A 4,769-nucleotide genomic window follows, 5' to 3' on the forward strand; every position below is an offset into this window, starting at 1 on the left:
GGCCCCGACGCCCCCATCATCACCACCGACGCCCGCCACCGCGCGGACGCCAAGAGCGCACTCATCACGCTCGTCGAGCACGCCCTCATGGCACGGCTCAAGTAGCACGCACGGCAAGGCGATGCGCCGGGGGGCGGGCTGTGTTCTGGAACACGGCCCGCCCCCCGCGTTCATAACGTTTCGACAGTGAATTGTCGCCGGACGGACACAGCGTGCGTTCGGCTGGTGCCGCTGCGCGCATGGGTGGCCCCATTTTTGCCGCAGCTCGCTCTTAATGTCCGTTTTATGTGGGGCATAAGGTTCTGTGAATGGCCGGATTCAACTGTTTGGAACACGGCGCTTAACCATGCTGGAATTCAGCGAACTAGCTAGTAGCACCGCCGGAAGGTTGTTGGTCGAGTGAGGCGAAGCAACTCGAGCCCCGCGGATGAACCCGCGCGAGGCAACTTCACCCCGCCGCCGCGCGCGGCCATGTCGCCTGTCGACGTGCCCGCGGAACCATCCGCGAGCGGCGGCAGCACCAGCAAGCTCGCCCCCCGCAACTGGCGGGTGGCAACCAAGCTGAACGCCATCCTCCTGGTCCCCGTCCTCGTCGGACTGGTCATGGGCGGCTTCCAGGTGAAGGGCTCGATCGACAGCTGGAACGAGGCCAAGGACGCCGAGAAGACCGCCCGGATCGTCCAGGCCGCGTCCGAGTACGGCGAGGCCCTCCTCAACGAGCGCGACGTCACCACCGAGCCCCTCCTGAAGGGCGACCGCAACAACGAGGCCGTGACGAAGGCCTACGCGGCCACCGACGCGGCCAAGGCCAAGTTCGCGCGGGCCGTGAAGGACCTCCCGGCGAAGCAGGGCCTCGAGCGCCGCCTCGAACTCTTCCGCCAGGAGGAGCCGAAGCTGGAGCAGGTCCGCAAGACGGCCTACGCCATCCCCGAGACCCAGAAGAAGAACCTCCCCTCCTCGGCCGGCCCCATCCCGACCGAAGAGGGATACGTGCTGGTCCAGCACTACCTCATGCAGTTCTCCAACGAACTGGGCCTGGGCACCGGAAACGTCACCAGTTACGGCCGCATGGTCTACGCGGTCGAGCTGGCCAAGGCCGCGAACTCGCTCCAGCGCTCCGTCGGCACGCACCTGCTGGTGCGCCCGAGCGAGAACGAGGAAGTCCGCAAGGCCCAGCTGGTCGCCTTCTCCTCCTACGCCTACCTCGAAGAGATCGCCATCGGCGAGTACGTCGCCGCCGGCACCGACGAGGACACCAACCGGCTCAAGGAGGTCATGGGCAAGAAGTCCCAGGAGGGTGCCGCCAAGCTCGCCCAGGCCAAGCAGGCCGCCGAGCAGGCCGGCACCGTCTTCAAGGCTCCGCCCGTGGTCAACGGCTCCGCGCTCACCGGCATGACCGAGGCGATAGCCGGCGGCGAGAAGCCCGCCAAGCTCGCCCTGAACGGCACCACCGCCCCCGCCTGGCAGGCCGCCGCCACCGCCAAGTTCGAGGGCTACGCCGAGATCGAGGAGGACCTCCTCGACAAGGCCGTCAAGGACGCCGTCGCGGTGTCCGACAAGTCGCGCGGCGACGCCATCCTGACCGGTGCCATCGTGGTCGTGGCCCTGCTGGCCGCCTTCATCCTGGCCGCGATGATGGCCCGCCAAATGAGCCGCTCGATGCGCCGTCTGCGCACCTCGGCCTTCGACATCGCCGAGCAGCGCCTCCCCGCGCTCGTCGACCAGCTCTCGCGCACCGACCCGGGCAAGGTCGACACCCGCGTGGAGCCGATCCCGATCACCTCCCAGGACGAGATCGGCGAGGTCGCCCGCGCCTTCGACCAGGTCCACCGGGAAGCGGTCCGGCTCGCCGCCGAGCAGGCGCTCCTGCGAGGGAACGTCAACGCGATCTTCACCAACCTCTCCATGCGCAACCAGTCGCTGATCGAGGGCCAGCTGACCCTCATCACCGACCTGGAGAACAACGAGGCCGACCCGGACCAGCTGGAGAACCTCTTCCGCCTGGACCACCTGGCCACCCGTATGCGCCGCAACGGCGAGAACCTCCTCATCCTCGCGGGTGAGAACCCGGGCCGCCGCTGGGACCAGCCGGTGCCCCTCGTCGACGTGCTGCGCGCCGCCTCCTCCGAGGTGGAGCAGTACGAGCGCATCGAGCTCTCCGGGGTCTCCGACGCCGAGATCCACGGCCAGGCCGTGACCGACCTCGTGCACCTGCTCGCCGAGCTCCTGGAGAACGCCACCACCTTCTCCTCCCCGCAGACCAAGGTCCGCGTCAACGCCACGCGTCTGCCCGACGGCCGCGTGATGGTCGAGATCCACGACAAGGGCATCGGCCTCACCGCCGAGGACTTCGCGGACATCAACCACAAGCTGGCCAACCCGCCGACCGTGGACGCGGCGATCTCGCAGCGCATGGGTCTGTTCGTGGTCGGCCGGCTGGCGGACCGCCACAGCATCCGCGTCCAGCTGCGCCCCTCGGGCGAGGCGGCCGGCACCACCTCGCTGGTCATGCTCCCCGACGCCATCACCCACGGTGGCGGTGGCGAGGGCATACCGGAAGACGACTTCACCGTCTCGTCGATCATTCCGCAGCAGCAGGCGCAGCAGGCCGCCCCGCTGCGGACGGCCGCCGAGCTCGGCTTCGACGACTCCGCCTACGACGGCCAGGACGCCCAGGGCGGCGAGCGGAAGCCGGCCGACCCGGTCGTGCGCTCCCTGAGCCGCGAGGAGCGCCGGGCCGCTCTTGAGGCGCAGCTCAACTACCCGCAGGCGCAGGAACAGGATCAGTACTCCGGGCCGGAGGCCCAGGACTATCCGGAACCTCAGCCCGAGCACGGGTACCAGGAGTACCAGGGCTACGAGCAGCAGTCCGCGCAGGGTTACGAGGCCCCCTACGACACCCAGCAGCAGCCGCAGGCCTATGAGGCGTACCCGGAGCAGGGCTATGCCTATCCGGAGTCCGGTTACCAGGACCAGCAGCAGCCCGCCCAGGCGTACGAGGGCGGCTACGAGGAGCAGTCCCAGCAGGGCCAGTGGCCCGGGCAGAACACCTACCCGGGCTCCTACCAGCAGGATTACGGGACCGATTCGGAATCCCCCGCCGCTCCCGAACCGGCTTCGGACCGCGTAGGCTTCGACAGTCCGGGCGCCGCTGCAGACGCCGGTCACCAGTTGACCGGAGCGGGCCTGCCGCGACGCGGCGGCCAGCAGCAGTGGCAGTCGGCACAGCAGGAAGCGGAGTCCGCCGGTTCCCTCTTCGAGCAGCGGCCGCGGCGTCAGCCGCAGCCCGCCGAGCCGGAGCGGGAACCGGAGGAGGCAGCAGCCGGTTCCGGTTGGCGCTCGACGAACGACGAGCGCTGGCAGCAGGCCGGCAAACTCCGTGAGCCGAAGGCGGGCGGGGTCACCTCGTCCGGTCTCCCTCGGCGTGTGCCCAAGGCCAACCTGGTCGAGGGTGCTGCGGAGACGACCCCGCAGGGAGGCCCCCAGGTCTCCCGCGCCCCGGAGGACGTCCGTGGCAGGTTGAGCAACCTGCGACGGGGTGTCCAGCAGGGACGCAGCGCGGGTTCCGAGCAGTCAAGTAACAGCTATGACCAGGAGCGTTAGTGTGAGCGCGATGAGCCAGGCGGCGCAGAACCTGAACTGGTTGATCACCAACTTCGTGGACAACACCCCCGGGGTGTCCCACACGGTGGTGGTCTCCGCCGACGGCCTTCTGCTGGCGATGTCCGACGGATTCCCGCGCGACCGCGCCGATCAGCTGGCGGCCGTGGCCTCCGGCCTGACCTCGCTGACCGCCGGTGCCTCCCGGATCTTCGAGGGCGGCGCCGTCAACCAGACCGTTGTGGAGATGGACCGCGGGTTCCTCTTCCTGATGTCCGTCTCCGACGGATCCTCGCTCGCGGTGCTCGCGCACCCCGAGTGTGACATCGGCCTCGTCGGCTACGAGATGGCCCTTCTGGTGGACCGTGCGGGCAGTGTCCTCACCCCGGACCTGCGCGCGGAGCTCCAGGGAAGTCTTCTCAACTAGCAGACGGACAGTGCGTTTCGCGTCACCGCACCATAAGGTGCGGTGGCGCGGTTCCACAGGGAGTACTGCGTTCTTGGAGTCGGAGGAGGAAACGTGACAACACCCGGAGGACATCCTTATGGCGGCCACCAGCCGCAGGGTGGGCACGACCAGAACCGCTTCAACTTCCCCTCCGCGCCCAGCCGGCCGGTGCCGGAGCACAACCCCTACGCCCAGCAGCCGTACGGCCAGCCCCAGCAGCCCCAGGCGCCTCACCGGCTTCCGCAGCAGCCCCCCAGGGCAGCGCAGCCGCAGGCTCCGAAGGCGCACAACCCGCTGGTGCGCCCGTACGCGATGACCGGCGGCCGTACCCGGCCGCGCTACCAGCTCGCCATCGAGGCGCTGGTCAGTACCACGGCGGATCCGGCGCGCCTGCAAGGGCAGTTGCCCGAGCACCAGCGCATCTGCCGCCTGTGCCAGGAGATCAAATCCGTAGCGGAGATCTCGGCACTTCTCTCCATTCCTCTTGGTGTCGCCCGAATCCTCGTCGCCGACTTGGCGGAGGCGGGCCTTGTCGCCATTCACCAGCCCGGCGGCGACGAGTCTGCCGGCGGCCAGCCAGATGTGACACTGCTCGAAAGGGTGCTCAGTGGACTTCGCAAGCTCTAACGGCGGAGCGGCTCCGCGCTCCACCACCTCCGCGAAGATCGTGGTGGCGGGCGGCTTCGGCGTGGGCAAGACCACGTTCGTCGGCGCGGTCTCC

General features: G+C 69.1%; 3 protein-coding genes and 2 pseudogenes. All 5 read left to right on the forward strand.

The genetic code is table 11. From position 1 onward, the window contains the following. Window positions 1-105: pseudogene (locus ACFY7H_RS33975) on the forward strand (ATP-binding protein); the annotation flags it as partial. A 294-nt stretch (window positions 106-399) separates the two neighbouring features. Next, window positions 400-3,603, forward strand: coding sequence for a nitrate- and nitrite sensing domain-containing protein (locus ACFY7H_RS33980; protein WP_388946567.1), 3,204 nt, complete (start codon window positions 400-402; stop codon window positions 3,601-3,603). Window positions 3,604-3,613: 10 nt separating this feature from the next. Then, on the forward strand, window positions 3,614-4,027 hold the full coding sequence (locus tag ACFY7H_RS33985; protein ID WP_030037347.1) for a roadblock/LC7 domain-containing protein: 414 nt from the start codon (window positions 3,614-3,616) through the stop codon (window positions 4,025-4,027). A gap of 93 nt (window positions 4,028-4,120) precedes the next feature. After that, on the forward strand, window positions 4,121-4,675 hold the full coding sequence (locus ACFY7H_RS33990; RefSeq protein ID WP_388946570.1) for a DUF742 domain-containing protein: 555 nt from the start codon (window positions 4,121-4,123) through the stop codon (window positions 4,673-4,675). Continuing rightward, a pseudogene (locus ACFY7H_RS33995) lies at window positions 4,656-4,769 on the forward strand (ATP-binding protein); the annotation flags it as partial. The gene ACFY7H_RS33990 and the pseudogene ACFY7H_RS33995, both read left to right, overlap by 20 nt.

This window comes from Streptomyces sp. NPDC012794 (assembly GCF_042901085.1).
Classification (GTDB): Bacteria; Actinomycetota; Actinomycetes; order Streptomycetales; family Streptomycetaceae; genus Streptomyces.